Annotated in this window: 14 protein-coding genes; 10 read left to right on the forward strand and 4 right to left on the reverse strand. The window is 36.4% G+C overall.

The annotated features are described in order from the left end of the window. Window positions 1-163: 163 nt before the first annotated feature. Window positions 164-460, forward strand: coding sequence for a GIY-YIG nuclease family protein (locus tag T367_RS0105920; protein WP_027419010.1), 297 nt, complete (start codon window positions 164-166; stop codon window positions 458-460). 125 nt (window positions 461-585) lie between these two features. Here the strand turns inward: T367_RS0105920 and T367_RS0105925 are convergent, their stop codons facing one another. After that, a complete protein-coding gene (locus tag T367_RS0105925) occupies window positions 586-1,446 on the reverse strand; it encodes a DUF6159 family protein (RefSeq protein ID WP_027419011.1) in 861 nt (286 codons plus the stop codon). Window positions 1,447-1,591: 145 nt separating this feature from the next. Between T367_RS0105925 and T367_RS0105930 the strand changes: the two genes are divergently transcribed. The 5 genes from T367_RS0105930 to T367_RS0105955 all read left to right on the forward strand — a co-directional run bounded on the left by T367_RS0105930 (window position 1,592) and on the right by T367_RS0105955 (window position 7,406). After that, on the forward strand, window positions 1,592-2,353 hold the full coding sequence (locus T367_RS0105930; protein ID WP_027419012.1) for a hypothetical protein: 762 nt from the start codon (window positions 1,592-1,594) through the stop codon (window positions 2,351-2,353). A gap of 125 nt (window positions 2,354-2,478) precedes the next feature. Continuing rightward, entirely contained in the window at window positions 2,479-2,871 is a 393-nt protein-coding gene (locus T367_RS0105935) for a hypothetical protein (RefSeq protein ID WP_027419013.1), read from the forward strand. A gap of 252 nt (window positions 2,872-3,123) precedes the next feature. Further along, window positions 3,124-3,480: a thioredoxin gene (gene trxA / locus T367_RS0105945; RefSeq protein ID WP_051568410.1), complete on the forward strand. Its 357-nt coding sequence runs from the start codon at window positions 3,124-3,126 to the stop codon at window positions 3,478-3,480. 152 nt (window positions 3,481-3,632) lie between these two features. Then, a complete protein-coding gene (locus T367_RS0105950) occupies window positions 3,633-4,547 on the forward strand; it encodes an oxidoreductase (RefSeq protein WP_027419016.1) in 915 nt (304 codons plus the stop codon). Window positions 4,548-4,898: 351 nt separating this feature from the next. Next, the gene (locus tag T367_RS0105955) at window positions 4,899-7,406 is read left to right on the forward strand and encodes a T9SS type A sorting domain-containing protein (protein WP_169736029.1); all 2,508 of its coding nucleotides are present in this window, start codon (window positions 4,899-4,901) and stop codon (window positions 7,404-7,406) included. Between the two features lie 39 nt (window positions 7,407-7,445). Here T367_RS0105955 and T367_RS0105960 read toward each other — a convergent pair whose 3' ends face one another. The 3 genes from T367_RS0105960 to T367_RS0105970 form a co-directional block, all read right to left on the reverse strand. Beyond that, window positions 7,446-8,120: an NRDE family protein gene (locus tag T367_RS0105960; RefSeq protein ID WP_027419018.1), complete on the reverse strand. Its 675-nt coding sequence runs from the start codon at window positions 8,118-8,120 to the stop codon at window positions 7,446-7,448. A gap of 278 nt (window positions 8,121-8,398) precedes the next feature. Continuing rightward, a complete protein-coding gene (locus T367_RS0105965; RefSeq protein ID WP_027419019.1) occupies window positions 8,399-9,166 on the reverse strand; it encodes a hypothetical protein in 768 nt (255 codons plus the stop codon). A 355-nt stretch (window positions 9,167-9,521) separates the two neighbouring features. After that, on the reverse strand, window positions 9,522-10,286 hold the full coding sequence (locus T367_RS0105970) for a T9SS type A sorting domain-containing protein (protein WP_027419020.1): 765 nt from the start codon (window positions 10,284-10,286) through the stop codon (window positions 9,522-9,524). Window positions 10,287-10,649: 363 nt separating this feature from the next. Between T367_RS0105970 and T367_RS21575 the strand changes: the two genes are divergently transcribed. The 4 genes from T367_RS21575 to T367_RS0105990 are packed head-to-tail and all read left to right on the forward strand — an operon-like array spanning window position 10,650 to window position 16,718. Next, the gene (locus T367_RS21575) at window positions 10,650-11,123 is read left to right on the forward strand and encodes a MarR family winged helix-turn-helix transcriptional regulator (protein ID WP_051568390.1); all 474 of its coding nucleotides are present in this window, start codon (window positions 10,650-10,652) and stop codon (window positions 11,121-11,123) included. Next, window positions 11,120-12,244, forward strand: a complete 1,125-nt coding sequence (locus T367_RS0105980) for an efflux RND transporter periplasmic adaptor subunit (RefSeq protein ID WP_027419021.1) — start codon at window positions 11,120-11,122, stop codon at window positions 12,242-12,244. Before T367_RS21575 ends, T367_RS0105980 begins: the two co-directional genes overlap by 4 nt. A 3-nt stretch (window positions 12,245-12,247) precedes the next feature. Beyond that, window positions 12,248-15,400, forward strand: coding sequence for an efflux RND transporter permease subunit (locus T367_RS0105985; RefSeq protein WP_027419022.1), 3,153 nt, complete (start codon window positions 12,248-12,250; stop codon window positions 15,398-15,400). 10 nt (window positions 15,401-15,410) lie between these two features. Beyond that, window positions 15,411-16,718 carry a TolC family protein gene (locus T367_RS0105990; protein WP_169736030.1) on the forward strand — a complete coding sequence of 436 codons (1,308 nt, stop codon included), beginning with the start codon at window positions 15,411-15,413 and terminating at the stop codon, window positions 16,716-16,718. Window positions 16,719-16,859 lie beyond the last annotated feature (141 nt).

The raw sequence follows: 16,859 nt of genomic DNA on the forward strand, positions 1-16,859 counted from the left end.
CTTCTAAAAAATCAGCACAAATTCCAGCGGTGGCTGAGGATCAAATCGATGCAATCGATTTGGTGGACTCGAAGTCACAAGCGGCAATCGAAGTCACAAGCGGATCTATTTACCAAATTTTCAGTAAATTACATCCACTTAATTTTTTCACCCAAATGAAATTATGAAACTAGGATATACTTATATATTAAAATGTTCAGACGATAGTTATTATACGGGAAGTACAATTGATATTAAAAAAAGACTAGCTCAACATCAGAATGGAGAGGGAGCGAATCATACTAAAAAATACTTTCCTGTTGAATTGGTTTACCTCGAATGTCATAGTACAATTTATGAAGCTTTTCGTCGTGAAAAACAGATTCAAGGTTGGTCTCGTGCAAAGAAAGAAGCATTGATTAATAGTGATCTCAATAAATTAGTTGAATTGAGTAAAGCTTTTTGGGAGGACGAAAATTAGAACAAGTTCCAGCGGTGGCATGGTAGTCGGTGCCTTCACGGTAATCAGAACAATTACTAGCGGTGGCTGAGGCGCGCTTTTGCGCGGGACTCGAAGTCACAAGCGGCAATCGAGGTCACAAATCTCTACCCAAAAATCCCCTTTTTCTTTTTCTCAACGAACAAACTATCCAAAATCTCAGGATTAAAATCGTTGTTCTCAATAGGACTGACATCCGCAACTTGGTGATAAACCGTTGTGATAAAAACCATTTGAGCCGATGAGACAATACTTTGTATGAAAAACACCAATAAAATCCCAGTGCCAATTCCTAGAACAGGATGAATGAGATAAGACAATAAAAAACCAACCGGTAATGCGATCAGCAAAATGCCTAGAAAAGTTAAAATTCCAAAGCTAAATGAAGCGCCAATTGATTCTCCCCATTTTTCTTTCATGATAGCGCCTGAACGTTTCAAAGCTTCGATAGGTCCAACCTCTTCGTATGCCAGAACAGGCACCACAAAAAACGTGGCGATAGACCAGATGATTCCAACAATATTGGATAGAATATTGCCAATTGTACCAGTGTTTTCTTGAATGCCTTTAATGATTAATCCGACAGTTGCTGAAAGCGCAGACCAACCTAAGATGGTAGTAATTCTTGTCTTGCTAAATTTAACGCCATCACTAAATTTTGGTGTGCCGCCTTCAAGGTAGATTTTTGTGCAATGGACCAAACCAACATTAAAGAATATGATGATAAAATAAGCGATGAGATAAAATACAAAGGCGATAGCATAGTCAGTTACTGAGCCTTGCTCAATTCTTTCAATGGCTTCAAATCCCATTTGAGAATAAGCCAATCCCATAAAACTTCCAATCACCAATACCAGGAATACACCAGAAATGATGGGGAATAATACCAATTGTTTATTCTTTTTAATGACGTTTAAACTTGTTATGCCTAATGTCCATCCTTTGCCAATTCTATCAAATACACTCATTTACGCTCTTTTTTTACAAAATACAGATTTTATTTTAATCTACGCACTCCTCAAACCTTCTTCTATAAATCATCTCCATTCCTGACATACGTCATATTAAATTTGTAGTGGAGGTTGTACATTTGAGTATACTAATACAATAATTATGAGCACTATTCACGCACAATCGATTCATGAGAAGTTTATTTCAGTTTGGATGGACTTGGTAAATTTTAAGGCTTTAGATGATCAAAAAAGCTTCAATAATTTAATGTTGGCCGCTTTGCCAGAGATGGAAAAGTATGTGGCGAGTAGGTTGAGGCTTGCGCATAATAGAGGTCAATTGCCTGAAGGGAAATATGAGGTGAGTGATTTTACGAACGACTTGTTTATTGCGGCTTATGATGAATTTGCACGATTTAAAACGGCGAATGAGTTTTCGAATTGGTTGTATATTAAAATGGATGAGTTAATTGAAGATCAAATTGTAGAGGAAGATTTTGACGATTTTTTCTTCAATGATTTTGGCAATTATTCGACTGATGAATGGCAAGCGTTGGAAGATAAAATTGATACGTCGGATAAAACGGGTAAGGTTGAATTGAAAATGTCTGACAGTGCTATCACAAAATCCGGTGAAAAGGTATTGGCTGAGATTTTTAAAACGGATGCTGAACGACAACAATTGGAGCAAATTCGGAATGAGGTTGGGGATAAAGGTATTGCTTCGCATTTGAATTTGGTGATGAACCAATTAGCGCCTTTGTCGGCCGTGACGTTGAATTTAGTTGTGGAACATGGCGTGACTCCAAAAGATGCTGCTGAGATTAAACAAATAAGTGAAAACGAAATTGAAGCGGATATTAAAAAATCTAAAGGTCATATATTAGATAGTTTTGCATCAAGGTTTAGGAATATCGTTTTTTAATAGCGGTGCCTTATGTTCTTGCATTGAGCGAAGTCAGTACATCGTGCTAGCACTTTGTCCAACGAAGCTTTACGCTTAGTTGGATCTAGCACCTCCTAAAAAAAACAAATAGCTACCTTTGTCGTATGAACGAAACGGATTTATTCAACAAAGACGCCATGTTTTGGCGTGAGGTTAACTTCTATTTACCTGCAGCAAGTGCTGAACTGGAATTGAGTACGGCAATAGATATTGGGGGTGAGGACGCAGTTGAATTTGTTGAGGCAATAATTTGTAGTTTGCTTCCATTTGATTCACATACAGTAGAATATGAATTGGAGGATGGAGGATCGTTCACAAAAAATGAGGTAAAATATTGGCCAATTGTATTACTAGCGGATTTGGATTTTTACAATGATAAGTCGAATGCTGAAGACGACCGGAAAGCAAAAATTAAGCACGTCCCTCATGAGCATTTAAAATCAATCACGATTAAGAATAAAAAAGGCGAAACACAATTGCATAAAGCAAAGGTTTAGGTCTTTGTTGCAGGCACAAGTGCTTCGTTGAACCCTGCACCGATGCTTCCGTTGTCGCTCAGCACAAGTTTAGTGGCATCCTTTTTTTTTTGCGCAGCTAATAAAAAAGATATAACGAATAGCGGGATCGCGCAATGCCTATTGCGGGAGCTGGCCAAGTCATAAATTTTCTTAAGAATAAAGACTTCAGTAACAATTGTTACCGTGCAAGTATGTTTGAACATGTATCTTTGTAGTGTAAAAGCAAAAGAAATGAAAACAATACAACTAACGTCGGAGAAGTTTAAGAGTGACGTTTTCGACTATACAAAAGATAAAGAGTGGAAATTTAAAGGTGAAGTACCTGCATTAATTGATTTTTATGCTGATTGGTGTGGACCTTGCCAAATGATTGCTCCTGTTTTGGAGGAATTAGCAGCGGAATATGGCGACAAATTAGTGATTTACAAGGTGGATACTGAAGTAGAACAAGAATTGTCGGCGATGTTTCAAATTAGAAGCATTCCTTCTATGTTGTTCATTCCATTAGAAGGGCAGCCAAAAATGCAGGCGGGTGCATTGCCAAAGCCGCATTTAAAAGAAGCAATTGATAAAGAATTATTGAGTTAGTAACTAGGTTTTTGGGTTAACTTAGTTTTTTATGAGTCCTCTGGGAAATCTGCCTAGGGGACTTTTTTTGTTTTAAATTTTGCTGTAATAAGTGCAAATAGTTCAGGGGTAATTACCTTCATTTCCCAACTATAGTTTGTATCTTTAATGATATGGAAAGCACTTTCGATTTAAATAAGATTCCAGCTCAGAATGGCCGTATTGCTATTGTGACTGGAGCAAATACTGGATTAGGTTTTGAAACAGCGCTGCAATTCGCGAAGAAAGAAATAACAGTAGTTATGGCTTGTCGGAATACGAAGAAAGCGGAAGAAGCAAAGGGGCGTATTCTTGCTGAGATTCCAGCTGCTAAAATTGAACTAATTCCATTGGATTTAATGGATTTAGCATCTGTACGGTTATTTGCAGAGACGTATAAAAAGCAGCACCAACAACTCGATTTATTGATCAATAATGCTGGAATTATGATTCCTCCGTTTCAAAAAACGAAGGATGGTTTTGAGAGCCAAATGGGGGTGAATTATTTAAGCCATTTTTTATTGACGGGTTTATTGATCGATTTATTGAATGCCACACCAAATTCCAGAGTGGTAACCTTAAGTAGCAAAGCGCACGAAACGGGTGTGATTGATTTTGAGAATTTAAATGCCGAAAAATCTTATTCAAAAATGACGGCTTATGGACAAAGTAAATTGGCTTGTTTACTCTTCGCGCAAGAGTTGAATAGGAAGTTAAAAACAGCCAATAAAACAACGGTTTCTGTGGCTTGTCATCCAGGTGTTTCCACAACCGATTTGGGTAGACATATGAATAAGGTGTTCTATTATGTATTTATGCCTGTTTTTCAATTTTTCACGCATAAACCCGCCAAAGGTGCATTGCCAACTTTAATGGCGGCGCTTGATGATGATGTGCAAGGTGGAGATTATTTTGGCCCAATCGGCTTCAAAGAAATGAAAGGTCCACCAGCAAAAGTGAAAGCAAAACCAAGGGCTTATGATGAGGCTATTGCCAGCAAATTATGGTCGATCTCAGAAGAACTAGTCGGTTTTGAATATGACATATAGTTATTATATCTTGGATGCCCGTTCACTGAGCGTAGCCGAAGTGAACCTGTCGTCTCGCAAGACCTCTGTCACCTTGTCTTCGGTATAGTATATGCTCAATATGTTAAATTATATTAGCGTTAACTGCCCTGCAGTACTTTCTCAAAATTCAGTCTCTTGTGAGCGGTGACTGAGGACCAAATCGATGTAATCGATTTGGTGGACTCGAAGTCACAAGCGAAAACTAAAGTATACAAGACTTTCCAAATACGATTCCAAGAATAAATAATTAAAGCACATTTCAACGGTTAAATTTTAATTATTTTAGACGTCTCATTAAACATGTCTTACATAAAAAATATCGTTACTCGCATGAAAATCATTTTTTCATTCCTTGCAATTTGTCTAACAATTGCACAACCATTTGCTCAAACCAGTTCAACCATTGATACCAGTCTACCAGCGAAAGTTTATTTAGCTGATCTATTTGGGTCGAATCAAACTTATGCTGCAATAACAGAACAAGCGGATACTTATTTCGCAATGAAATATCCTGATTTAACGCCGGCAGATTTATGTGTAGGTGAATTCAGAGATGGTGCTTTTGTTAAATATCAACGTTGGTCTTCGTTCTGGAAGAATCATTTGAATGAGGATGGAACTTTAGGTGATTTTACAAAATATGCACAAGGTATGGATCGTGCTGCCGAATGTGATGATAGCGACTTTGCTGTGGATTGGGAAAATATTAGTTATAACAGTAATATGGGGTGGCAAATTGACCAAGGTAGAACGAGTTCAATTGCTTTTCACCCAACCGATCCTAACACCTATTATGTCGGTGCGGCATGGGGAGGTTTATGGAAAACAACTGATGGAGGTTTAACGCATACCATTGTTAATGACGATTTGCCACTGGCCGCCGTGGGTGGAATCATAATCGATCCGGAGGATACCGATCGAATTTTAGTGGCTTTGAGTGATATTGTTTGGTATGGTCCTGGTGGAATTGGTATCTATATTTCAAATGATGGAGGGGTGACTTTTGAAGCGACGGATTTAACGTGGGAATTGAGAAATGATAAACGCATTTATTATCTTGATCAGAATCCTTCGGATGGAGAAAGTGTAATGGCTGCTACTGCGAATGGACTGTATAAGAGTGAGGACTTTTTTGCAACGAACGAACGTGTTTTAGAAGGGAGTTTTCATTCGGTAAAATACAGTCGAACGGATCCTAATATTGTGTATGCAGGTGAGAGATCTGGCGAATTTTACAGAAGTGAAGATGGCGGTGATAGTTTTGAATTGATTCAAGATTTTGGAGGAAGTGATGTGCGCATCGCAGTGTCATTAATGGAAGGGTCGGAACGAGTGGTAGCCACGAGTGCTGGAAATCTTTATACGTCAATTGATAATGGATTAACATTTGCAACAAAGGTTTTACCTGAAAGTAATATGGTGATTGAATTTTCACCTGGCAATGATGATGTTTTGAATGTAGGAAATTTTGAAGTGCATCAATCAACTGATTTTGGTGATAGTTTTGAGCCAGTAACACAATGGTTAGGAGCAGATGGTTTGCCATTCATTCATGTTGATCAACGGAATGTTTTTGTGAATCCTTTGGTGGATAATCAAGTCTATTTTTGTAATGATGGCGGTGTCTTTCGTCAGCATACAATCACCAATACATTTGCTAACTTAAGTACAGATTTATTGATTACACAATTCTACGATATTGCAGTTTCACAAACAGAGACCGAAGTATTAGGAGGAGGATCGCAAGACAATGGAAATGTTTTTAGAGGAGAGGATAGTGAGTGGTGGAGATATGCCGAAACTGGAGATGGAATGGGACAAGATATTGATCCCTCAGATGCTGGTGTGCGTTATTGGGCGTACCAATTTGGTGCAATTCGAAGATGGGAAGACGGAGAGAATGTAGATATTCAACCTGAAGGTGAAAGTGGATCTTGGGAAGCGCCTTTTAAATTAGATCCGAGTAATAGTGATCGCTTATTGATTGGTTATACTTCGGTTTATGTTTCAGAAGACAATGGTGATACTTGGGAAACGCTTGGCGATCCTGTTCTAGGTGGTGGAGCTGATTTAGATCAGTTGGCAATTGCACCATCGAATCCTGATAAGGTATATGTAAGCCGAGGAAGTAGTTTGTATGTGAAAGAAGCAGGTCTTGAGGCTTGGGAATTTATAAGAACGCCATATTTTGGATCAATCACTGATTTGGAGGTTGATCATTTAAATGAGGATATCATCTATATTAGTTATGGTGGCTATTCCAATGAAAGAAAGGTTTATATGTCTGAAGATGGAGGCGAGAATTGGACTAACCTTTCTGATGGTTTACCAAATTTACCAGTCATGTCTTTAGAACTTTACGAAAACAAACCAGGGGGCGTTTTTATTGGAACTTATGGGGCTGTTTATTATAGAGATAGCACGATGACCGAATGGGAAAAGTTTGGATGTTTACCCAATACTTCTGTTAACGATATTGAGATTCAATATTTCACAAATAGAATATTTATTGGTACGCATGGTCGAGGTATGTATGGCGCTGATATTCCGTTTGGAGATTTTGCTGGTTTGAGTGAGCTTGTTAATGAGCAAAGTGAAATTGAACTTTATCCGAATCCAGCGAGAAATTATATCACAATTAAAAGTACTGAAATTGATTTAGCAACTGCAGAAATTATGTTAACAGATGTGTCGGGAAGAAGTATTGATGTTTCACATTTTAATAATTCAAGCAACGAAATCACCATGGATTGCACGCGCTTATTGCAAGGGAATTATTTTGTAGTGATTCTGGACAATGCAAATAAGAAACACGTTTTAAAACTGTCGAAAATTTAAGCCTTAATAAAGGTCTAAAACAACCTCAGTATTTAATGCTTAATCCATTTGATAATAGTGCATGCTCGCATGATCGGTATCTATTTTGATTTGGGTCGTACTCACAGTATTGACATGTGGACTGTTTTCAAGTAATAAACCATTCTTCGATTTGGATGCTTGGTGCATTTGCCAAATTTTAGCAGCTTCCAAATTGTTTTCGTTTTTGGCCCAATTCTGAAACATGATTTCGCGTTCGTGCCGTTGTTCGGCCGGATAAAGGGTGTAAGCCGACCAGATTTGTGGTTGGTTAGCATCAAATTCTTCCATCCATTTTTTTGAACCGTTCCACTTAATAACAAAAATTTTTGGTTGCCTAGGTTGAATGCGCAATAGGGTAAAAGGATTTGCTTTTTCAAAATTTCCATTCGCTAAGAAGTCTTCTGCATCAGCAAATAAAAAACTATCTAATAATACTTGCCCGCGACTTTTATCGGCTGTCTTGCCTAACCATGGAAGCTCATCTTTGGCTCCATTCAAAATACAAGAAATCATTCCGCTTTGACCCACAGCAACCCAAGTTCCTCCAGCCAACTGGTCTTGGGGGAATAATAATTGTAAATCTCCTACTGAATGAATTTGAGGTGGTGAGGTTGGGCGCGCAGCTTGCTCATCACGATTGGTCGTGAATATAATACGGTTGTTTTTGTCTTTGATATAGGTTGCAGTGCACATATTAATTCATTTTTATAAAGTTAACGATCGCCACCCAATAGTTATAAAATTATCAGGAGTTTTCATCAATCTCTAGATGGCCAGAACAAATTCCAGCAGTGGTTTTTCCGGTACCTTCGAGTCCAGTACCCAACTGGCGTTGGTTCCTCCTCAGTCACCTTTCATCTTCATTATCAATTAATACCTTTTCAAAATTCAGTCTCCTTCCAGCGGTGGTTTTCCTCATACTGAGTAGGCGCACTGAGCGAAGCCGAAGTGGAAGTCGAAGTCACAAGCCCCTACCACAATAACGAATTCTGCTTATAATTCTTCATGGCATGTAACATTGTCAAAACAGCAAGGAGTCCGGCGCAAATTAAGGCGGTATAATAAATCGAACTAATTTCACTGCGCATGGCAATGGCGATTAGCGACCATATACCAACCAAACAGAATTCACGCATATTTCTTGTGTATAAAACAGCAAGATTTACAATTGTTGCAACAATCACCATTCCAATCGTATAATTCACTTCGTTTACATTGTCTGCCCAACCAATTTTAGCAAAGTAAGCGGAGATATTAGCAATCAAAGCAACAGAAATCCATCCGAAATAAATGGTGTTCGGCCACCAGGAAAGCATAATCACTTCTCGCGATGGGGTATGGTTTTCTAAGCGCAATAAGAAGGTTATTCTAATGAGTGACAATAGAATAACAATCATTACCAGCACAGAAAGTCCTGTATAGTCATTGAGCCAACAATAAATCCATGTGCCGTTAGCGATATTAGCAATAATGAGCCATGGTCCTGTTAATACATCTCTTTGTTTAGACTCGTCATTGCCATAAGCAACTCTCAATTGATAAATCGCATTGGCAATTAAGCCAAGAAAAATAACACCCCAAATGGCAAAAGCATAGTCTGCAGGTGTAAATAGATTGTCAATTTTATCACTAACTTCTCCAATGGTTTTACCATTTATTTTACCTGTATTTGAAACGTAATTCCAGATGATAACTGTAACCACAACAATTAAGTTCAATACTGCATATATTTTTTTCATAAGTTGGAAGTTTAGACTTAATAGTACGAAAAAAATGGCAGAAATAGGTGATGATTCGTGTTTTTCTAAGCGATTACATAGCTATTTATTCATTGATTCGTAGATTTTATCTAAGGCATCCATTGTCATTGCTAAGCCTTGTTTCATTCCTATTTTATCACTGTTTGCAAATCGAATACTGAAGCGTATTTAGTAACCATTTTTAGCTGTGTTTTATTGCTTATTTCTTTAAAAATATTCAAGAATTTTACTGTGTTTCGGTCTTCTAATTAAGTAGGAGAACTTCAGTTTTCATGGCATGAAAAAAGGGAACACGTATCACGTATTCCCTTTTAAAAAGCTTTTTAAAGCAATATTATTCCTTAATCAATTTTTGAATCCCTTCGTCAGATTTAACTAAATATAAACCATCAGGTAAATCAGTTAAGTCTAATTCTAAAGTATTCGTCATATTAATTACCATTTGTCCTGTTGAATTATAAACTTCAACATTGTTCAATTGTCCAGTAAAAGTTACTTGACCATTTGTAGGATTCGGGAAAGCAACAATTTGTTCTTTTGTAATTGTGTTTTCTAATCCAGCAACTACATTATTGTCTTCAAGAATTTTAGTAATGTCCGTATGTACATTTCCAGTTACAGATCCTAATCCTGTGATATAATTGTAAACCAATGTTCCTTCGCCTGGTGCATCTGGATTTGGTACAAAAACAAGAATTAATGGAATTGATCCTTCACCATATTCTGCATCATAAGCTGAAAAAGTTGGAATACAATTAGCGAATCCTGGGTAAGTTAAATCTAAATCTTCCTCCCAAGCTAATACGTCGTCACAATCTGTTGCAGCATAACTAGCGTTTTGAATTAAAAAATCAAATACATATACACCTTCTTCACCAGATCCAAAATCTGTCCATACTTCTTCAAGTCTTGGAGCATTTGCAATACATGGTCCACACCATACGGCAGAAAAATCAAGAATAACTACGTTACCATCTGCTAATAAAGATGACATATTATACTCAACAGGATCGTCTCCACATGATGTATGCGTCCAATCTGGTTGTGCAAAACTGAAGTTGCATATTAATAATGTTAGTAAAAAGTAAATTTGTTTCATGTTTTTATGTTTTTATGTTTTCGTGAATATACGGATTTTTAATAAGCCTTGAGGAACAATAAGTTAGCATTATTGGCTTTGAAAGTTATACTTGTGACACTTATTGATATGATAATCAATTTTTTATACATTTTTTAATGCCATTTTAAACCTTTCTATAAGCTTATAGTCTAAGCTCGTAATTAAAAAAGTTAAAATGTAAAATAGAATAGTTTGATATGCAACTAAAAAAGATTTACATTTATTTAAATTACCTTCATGATCTATTGAAATAGTCCTTTTTAGTTGTTTTTAGTCTGGTTAATTTTCAAAAAATTCTTAATTAGTTGTGTATGCAACTAATAATTGTATTACATTTGCAGCATGATACCAAAAGATTTTCAAAATGCATTGGCGCCAAACTTAGGAAGAACGGTGAAGTTAATGGAGCATCGGGTAGATGATATGTTAGCAAGCAACGGTTTTGACCTTACTAAAATGCAATTTATACTATTGCTTAAATTGAAAGACCACATCGGTGTTAGTCAAAATGATTTAGCATTTTTTTCAAATCGAAATAAATCATCACTTGCACGGGCAATCAATACCTTAGAAAAGAAAAATTATTTGGCAAGAATCCCTTCCGAAGAAGATAAGCGGGTAAATCAATTATTCATTACCAAAAAAGGGTTAGCTATTATAAAAGATGCAACGCCAGTTTTTATGGAGGTTTTTGAAATTATTCAAAAAGGTATCAGTCCAGAAGAAATAGAACAAACAATTAATATTTTAAAAAGAATCCAATCAAACATAATGGAAGGATTTAATGATCAAGCACAATCAAATAAAGACCAATGAGAAAAATTATAATTACCATATCCGGAATCGCCATCTTAGCATTAGGTTTTTTAGGAAATCGTCTATTGACAAATAGCAAGAAAGAACCAGAAAAAAAGATTGAAAACACTGTAAATTCAGTTTATGTTCAAATTGCTGAAAATAAAGCAGTGCCAGTTACAATCGCAACAAGCGGAAGTGTAGTTGCAAAAGATAGAATGGAAATTTATGCTGAAGTTACTGGGGTTTTTCAAGGTGGCAGCAAATCGTTTAAACCTGGAACGGCTTATTCGTCGGGTTCAACCTTAATTCGAATTAATAATGCGGAATATAATGCATCTGTCGTTTCTCAAAGAGCTGCTTTTAAAAATGCGGTGACGGGAATCTTAGCGGATATTCAATTTGATTATCCAGGGTCTTTGCAAATGTGGAAGGATTATTTGAGTTCAATCGACATTGAAAAGAATCTGCCTAGTTTGCCAAAAGCAAAGTCAGAACAAGAGTCGCATTATATAACAGGGAAGAATATTTCTACAACCTTTTATAGTATCAAGAATTTAGAGACGAGGTTGAATAAATACACAATCACTGCACCATATAGTGGTGTATTGGTTGCTGCAAATGTTACGCCTGGAACTTTGGTGAATCAAGGACAAAAATTGGGTGAGTTTATTAAGCCTGGTGTTTTTGAATTAGAGCTGAATGTGAATTCGACTTTGAAAGACTTATTGGCAGTTGGTAAAGAAGTAAGCTTAACCAATATCGATAAATCAAAATCTTGGACAGGTTCAGTAACAAGAATTAATCCACAAATAAATACGAGTTCTCAAACCATTCAAATTTTTGTTGAAGTAGTCGCGAAGGATTTAAATGAAGGTGAATTTATAGAAGCTGATATTGATGCACATGATGTGATTGATGCAATTGAGATTCCAAGAAATTTATTGGTAAATAATCAAAGTATCTTCATTATTCAAGACAATCAATTGAGCCTTTTACCGGTTGATATAATTTTTGACAAATCAAATTCAAGTATTGTTAAAGGAATTACTGATGGTGTTAAAATGTTGGCGAAACCTTTGCCTGGTGCTTTTGAAGGAATGCATGTGACAGTTATTGAAACAATTGTAAGCGAAAACTAAGTCATGAGAAAAATAATATCTTACTTTATCAAGTATCCTATTGGTGTAAATATTATCATTATTGCATTTGCAATTTTTGGTATCCTTGGATACAAATCTTTGACTTCTTCTTTCTTCCCTCTTTCCGAATCGAATATTATTGTGATCACTTTAAATTATCCTGGGGCATCTCCTCAAGAAATGGAAGAAGGGGTCGTATTGAAAATTGAGGACAACCTTAAAGGTTTGGAAGGTATCGATCGAGTTACGTCCAAATCGAATGAGAATGCGGCAGTCATTACCGTTGAAACTTACCGAGAATATGATGTAGATATCATTCTAGCAGATGTGAAAAATGCGGTGGATAAAGTACCAAGTTTTCCATCTGGAATGGAACCACCCATTATTGCAAAACAAGAAGCCTCAAGGGAAACTATTTCCTTTGTAGTAGAAGGTCAAAACGTACCATTATTCACGCTGAAGCAAAAGGCGCAAGCCATCGAAAAGGAATTGCGATTAATGGATGGCATTTCCATGGTTACAATCAGTGGTTATCCTGACGAAGAGATTGAAATCGCCGTGAGAGAAGCTGATATGCGTGCTTATAATTTGAGTTTTTCGCAAGTAGCAAGCGCTGTTTCAAATAATACGCTTTTAACGACGGGTGGTTCTATCAAAACAGTGGAAGAGGAGTATTTAATTCGAGCTTCACATCGTGCTTATTATGCAAGTGAATTGAATAATATTGTCGTGAAGGCCGATCAAAATGGCAACATTATTAGATTAAAGGATGTCGCTGAAATTAGAGATCGATTTAATGATACACCCAATAGTCTAGCTTTTAATGGGAATAATTCCGTTCGAATTGTAATCAATAATACCAATAGTGAGGATTTAATTTCTACCGCTGAAAAAGTAATTGAATATATCGCTGATTATAACGAAAACAATGAAGAGATTAAATTGGCAGTAATTTCAGATTCGTCAATTACCTTGAATCAACGAACAGAATTATTGCTTAGAAATGCTTGGCAAGGGATGTTGTTGGTATTGATTATATTGGCACTTTTCTTAAAGCCGAGATTGGCTTTTTGGGTAGCATTTGGTCTGCCAGTTTCCTTTTTAGGCATGTTCACTTTCGCCGGTCAATTTGATGTAACGATTAATGTATTGTCTTTATTCGGAATGATAATCGTAATCGGAATTTTAGTGGATGATGGAATTGTGATTGCTGAAAATATTTATGCCCACTACGAAAAAGGTAAAACCCCAATTCGTGCTGCGATTGATGGAACTTTAGAGGTTGTTCCTCCTATTTTTTCTGCCGTTGTTACAACTATTCTCGCCTTCTCCACCTTCTTGTTTTTGGATGGTCGACTCGGGCAATTCTTCGGCGAGGTCTCCATCATTGTTTTATTAACTTTAGGAATCTCATTATTGGAAGCGCTGGTCATTCTGCCCGCCCATATTGCACATTCTAAAACTTTAAATAGAGACGCAAAGCCGTTTAAATTTAATGTTGTTGCAGAAAAGGTAATGGTTTATCTAAGGGATACTTTATATGTGCCTGTATTGAATTTTACAGTAAAGAATAGATTCATTAGTTTAACGATTTTAATTGCGCTATTTCTAATTACTGTAGGTGGTATAAGTGGTGGCATTATTCGTACGACTTTCTTCCCAGAGATTGCGAGTGATAGAATATCTATCAGTTTAACCATGCCTCAGGGAACGAATGTGAATACTACCGATTCTATCATTTCTATTATCGAAGAGAAGGCTTGGGAAGTGAATGAAAAATATTTGGACTTGCAAAGTACAGGTGATTCTGTTGTGCTAAATATTATTAAATCAATCGGTCCAGGAAGTGCGACGGCAAAATTAGATATCAACCTTTTGCAAGGTGAGTTGAGGGATTTTTCAGCGCCAGAATTGACGAAGGAAATTCAAGATCTCGCAGGTGAATTCTACGGAGTTGAGTCGCTGGTATTCGGTTCGGGTTCTCAATTTGGTGGAAGTCCAGTTTCTGTTTCCTTATTGGGGAATAATGTAGCTGAATTGAAATCAGCAAAGAATGAGTTGAAGTCCGCAATGCTGCAAATAGAAGGATTAAAAGATATTACGGACAACGACCCGCAAGGGATTAAGGAAATAAAGATTGATTTAAAACCCAATGCTTATCTCTTAGGCTTGACTTTAAACGATGTAATGTTTCAAGTGCGATCTGCTTTCTTTGGTAATCAAGTGCAACGTTTTCAAAGAGGACAAGATGAAATTAAAATTTGGGTGAGGTATTTGGAGAGTGAAAGAACTTCAATTAAAAACCTTGATGATATGCGTATCCTAACAGGTGCAGGTGAACGAATTCCTTTCAGTGAAATTGCATCTTATACAATCGAACGGGGTGAGATTACAATCAATCACCTAGAAGGGCAAAGAGAAATTCAAATTTCGGCAGATATGAAGAATAGTAAAGCCAGTGCGACTGACTTTATGAGCAATATTAAGAATGAAATATTACCTGAAATTTTTGCAAAACATCCTACCGTTTCTGCCTCTTATGAAGGTCAAAATAGAGAAGCTGCCAAGGTGATGAATTCAGCTAAAGTGGCCGGCCCTGTTATTCTGTTATTAATTTATTTTGTGATTGCCTTTACTTTCCGAAGTTATTCACAACCAATCATTTTATTGCTTATGGTACCATTCAGTTTAATTGGTATTGGTTGGGGGCATTATATCCACGATTTCCCAATTAATATCTTATCCATGTTGGGTATTATCGCCTTAATTGGAATTATGGTGAATGATGGATTGGTATTGATCAGTAAATTTAATATCAACCTTAAAGAAGGAATGACCTTTGATGCTGCGCTAGTGGAGGCTGGAAAATCGAGATTTAGAGCTATTTTCTTAACCTCTATTACCACAATTGCCGGATTGGCACCTTTAATCTTCTTTGAGAAAAGTTTACAAGCCCAATTCTTAATTCCAATGGCCATTTCTATCGCTTATGGTATTGCTATTGCTACTGTATTGACATTAATATTATTGCCGATTTTATTATCTTATACCAACGGATTTAAAGTGAATATGATCCATTTTTGGGAAGGTAAAAGACCAACGAACGAGTCGGTTGAAAGAGCAGTAAAAGAAATTGAATCAGAAAAAGAACATTAAAATTCAGATGATGAAAAATATAATAAAAACTTGTTTTATTTTATGCCTAAGCATAACGGTAAATGCACAAGAAGTCTTACTTATTGATGATGCGATTGCCATCGCTTTGGAAAAAAACTACGACATACAAATTACTGAAAATAATTTGATGGTTGCAGACAATAATCAAGACATAAAAAATACTGGTTTTCTGCCAACTGTTGCGGTCAGCGCAGGAGGGAACTATGCCAATAACAATGCACATGTTGTTACCCAAACTGGGGAAGAACAGGATATAGATGGAATTGAGTCTACAACCTATAATGCATCCATTGGTTTGAATTATGTCTTGTATCAAGGTATGTCACGGAAACATAATTTTGATAAACTCAAGACAGCTTACGATTTGGCAACGGTTCAAAAGCAAATTCAAATTGACAATACCATTCTAAATGTTTATACTACCTATTATAATATTGCTAAATACACGGTGAATCTGAACATCTTTAAAGAGTCTTTTGAAATTTCAAAAAACAGATTAGTACGTACCGAGTATCAAATGAAATATGGTCAAAAAACGAATTTGGATGTGCTAAACGCAAAGGTGGATGTGAACAATGATTCTCTGAATTTAGTCAATGGTCAAATTGCTTTGGATAACGCGAAAAGAACCTTGAATTATTTATTGGGTCTTCCTATTGACCAGTCATTTGCTGTAGAAGATACGGTAGCCGTAAATGCTCAGCTGAATTTGGCGACGATTAATGAAAATATGAACCAAAATAACAATACGGCTAAGCAATACGAATTGAATAAAGAATTGGCGCTTTACGATGTGAAAATTAATCAAGCAGGTTGGATGCCGACAGTCTCTACGAATGTTGGGTACGGTTTAAACAATGGTAATTACGGACCTACTTCGTTATTTGCGACGCAAAATGCAACGGGCTTGAATGCAGGTTTGAGTTTAAGCTGGAATGTTTTTGATGGTGGTGCAACAAGTACTAAGGTTCAAAATGCGCGAATTCTAGCCGAAAATCAAGTCTTATATAAAAGTCAAGTTGAGTTAAATTTAAACAACGAATTGGCAAATACTTGGGCAACTTATCTCAACCAATTGATCATTATTAATTCGGAAGAAATGAATGTCGAAGTGAGCAATCAAAATTTCTTAAAAACGCAAGAACAATACAATTTAGGACAGGTTAATTCAATTGATTTTAGACAGGCTCAATTGAACTTGATAAATGCAAGAGTGAACCTAACAAATGCCATGTTTGATGCGAAAATTGCCGAAATGCAATTGAAAAAATTAGAAGGATCTTTGGTCGTATTATAAAGGTTTATAGTTGAGTATTATCTGATTGCATCCTCTTTTTGCTAAAATACTGTCGTTGAGTCATTCGTCGATTTAGTTCGTTCAATCAACCTTTTTGGTAACTGAATTTAAAATTTAATTGTAAATTTAGAGATCTAAGTA

Source organism: Crocinitomix catalasitica ATCC 23190, from assembly GCF_000621625.1.
In the GTDB taxonomy this organism is placed as follows: Bacteria; Bacteroidota; Bacteroidia; order Flavobacteriales_D; family Crocinitomicaceae; genus Crocinitomix; species Crocinitomix catalasitica.

Excerpts from the sequence above, each read along its gene's own strand:
- T367_RS0105985 (WP_027419022.1), top strand. The coding sequence starts at position 12,248 with ATGAGAAAAATAATATCTTACTTTATCAAGTATCCTATTGGTGTAAAT.
- trxA (WP_051568410.1), top strand. The coding sequence starts at position 3,124 with ATGAAAACAATACAACTAACGTCGGAGAAGTTTAAGAGTGACGTTTTC.
- T367_RS0105935 (WP_027419013.1), top strand. The coding sequence starts at position 2,479 with ATGAACGAAACGGATTTATTCAACAAAGACGCCATGTTTTGGCGTGAG.
- T367_RS0105930 (WP_027419012.1), top strand. The coding sequence starts at position 1,592 with ATGAGCACTATTCACGCACAATCGATTCATGAGAAGTTTATTTCAGTT.
- T367_RS0105965 (WP_027419019.1), bottom strand. The coding sequence starts at position 9,166 with ATGAAAAAAATATATGCAGTATTGAACTTAATTGTTGTGGTTACAGTT.
- T367_RS0105960 (WP_027419018.1), bottom strand. The coding sequence starts at position 8,120 with ATGTGCACTGCAACCTATATCAAAGACAAAAACAACCGTATTATATTC.
- T367_RS21575 (WP_051568390.1), top strand. The coding sequence starts at position 10,650 with ATGATACCAAAAGATTTTCAAAATGCATTGGCGCCAAACTTAGGAAGA.
- T367_RS0105970 (WP_027419020.1), bottom strand. The coding sequence starts at position 10,286 with ATGAAACAAATTTACTTTTTACTAACATTATTAATATGCAACTTCAGT.
- T367_RS0105950 (WP_027419016.1), top strand. The coding sequence starts at position 3,633 with ATGGAAAGCACTTTCGATTTAAATAAGATTCCAGCTCAGAATGGCCGT.
- T367_RS0105990 (WP_169736030.1), top strand. The coding sequence starts at position 15,411 with ATGAAAAATATAATAAAAACTTGTTTTATTTTATGCCTAAGCATAACG.
- T367_RS0105955 (WP_169736029.1), top strand. The coding sequence starts at position 4,899 with ATGAAAATCATTTTTTCATTCCTTGCAATTTGTCTAACAATTGCACAA.
- T367_RS0105925 (WP_027419011.1), bottom strand. The coding sequence starts at position 1,446 with ATGAGTGTATTTGATAGAATTGGCAAAGGATGGACATTAGGCATAACA.
- T367_RS0105920 (WP_027419010.1), top strand. The coding sequence starts at position 164 with ATGAAACTAGGATATACTTATATATTAAAATGTTCAGACGATAGTTAT.
- T367_RS0105980 (WP_027419021.1), top strand. The coding sequence starts at position 11,120 with ATGAGAAAAATTATAATTACCATATCCGGAATCGCCATCTTAGCATTA.